A 1,469-nucleotide genomic window follows, 5' to 3' on the forward strand; every position below is an offset into this window, starting at 1 on the left:
ATTGCGGCAATATCTTTCACTTTCATACCCAGCATATAGCGGGCGTGGACACGGCGAGCCTGCATAGGCGGCAGGGAAGAAATAGCTTCGTACAATCGCCGTATCAATTCTTCGTATTCGGCTAATTCTTCTTTTTCTATCAGGTAGTCCTCCGGCGATGGCTGCGCCCAGCCGATGGCGGCATTTTCGATTCCATCGTTACAATCAAGGGAATAAAACGCCTTATACCGGAACATCTTGCGATCTCTGGCGACCTCGGCTCTCTTGTCCAGAAGAAACGCTTCGACGATCTCATCGGACACCTCCACAAAAATGTCCTCTTTGCAAAATGGATAATATTGTTTGAGATTGATGGTCTGCATAGGCACGCCCTCACTCTGTTTGAAAAAGGTCATCATAGCAGCGGCGCATATTCCGCAGCCCCCGGTGGATGGCAACGCTGACCTTACTGCTATGGATACCCTCTCTCCGGGCGATTTCCGGCTGCTTGATACCGGCAATGTAGTAGGCGTGAACACGGCGGGCCTGTGTCGGAGTGGCATGAGCCAGAGCCGCAGGCAGAGCTGCAATCAGGTGCAGGCGGGTGGTCATTTCTTCTCGTTCCAACAAAATATCTTCCGACGATCTGCTGTGTTCCAGTGCGTAATTTTCCAGCCAGCTGTATGCGTCCAGAGAGTAGTAGGCGCGGTGGTAGACTTTCCGACGCTCATAGTTCTCCATCTCCCGCTGGGCCTGATACATCGCTGCCCATACCTCGTCCGTAACATCCACAAACTCGTCATGCCGGTAGTGGGGATACATCCACCGCAGATTGATTGTTTTCATAGGCTTACCTCCTGAAAATCGGAGAGGCGGGCAGCTCGTCCGCTGTCCGCCCCTCGCTGAGATAAGGGAAATGATCCCTTTCACTTGGTAGCCAGAAAACAGGTCATTCGTTAAGCCTGTTCTCAAAGAAATTTATAAATTTTTTTCTGACCGCCTCCACACTTTGATACACAGCCACTTTGGAGCAGCCGCACAGCACACCGATCTCCGCAAGGCTCAGTCCGTCAAGCGCATAGAGCAGGAACCGGCGGCGCTGGGCCTCGGTACAGGTGTCCAGAACAGCCATCAGCTCATGCAGCGTTTCCATGCGGCAAAGGTATTCCTCCGGCGTTTCGCCGTAGACCCCTACACCCTCAGTGGTAATGATGTACTCGTCAAACTCCCGGCCATCCCAATGCCGCCGCTGTTCATGGAACAGGTTCTCCGTTTTGTGATCGGCCCTGTCAAGAAATTCATAGACTTCCAGCGTGACCTCCACAGTCACAGCTTGTCCGTTATAATTGATGGTAACTTCCATCTGCCTTTCCTCCATTCAGATTTTTTCAGGAAAATCTGAATGGGGCGGCGGAGAACGGCACTGGGGCCAGGGTTCGGGCCATGCTGGCCCGATGTTACGGCCCCACAGGTATGAAAAAACGCCCGGA

3 protein-coding genes are annotated in these 1,469 nt (G+C 52.9%); all 3 read right to left on the reverse strand.

Annotated elements, in window-relative coordinates; genetic code table 11:
• Positions 1-362, reverse strand: a 362-nt coding sequence (locus LKD36_RS17430; protein WP_308460390.1) for a sigma-70 family RNA polymerase sigma factor, incomplete at its 3' end; no start/stop codon positions are given.
• A gap of 10 nt (positions 363-372) precedes the next feature.
• The gene (locus LKD36_RS17435; RefSeq protein ID WP_117567340.1) at positions 373-825 is read right to left on the reverse strand and encodes an RNA polymerase subunit sigma-24; all 453 of its coding nucleotides are present in this window, start codon (positions 823-825) and stop codon (positions 373-375) included.
• Positions 826-928: 103 nt separating this feature from the next.
• Positions 929-1,342 carry an RNA polymerase sigma factor gene (locus LKD36_RS17440; protein ID WP_278544760.1) on the reverse strand — a complete coding sequence of 138 codons (414 nt, stop codon included), beginning with the start codon at positions 1,340-1,342 and terminating at the stop codon, positions 929-931.
• Between the last annotated feature and the right edge of the window lie 127 nt (positions 1,343-1,469).

This window comes from Hominiventricola filiformis, from assembly GCF_020686965.1.
GTDB lineage: Bacteria > Bacillota > Clostridia > Lachnospirales > Lachnospiraceae > Hominiventricola > Hominiventricola filiformis.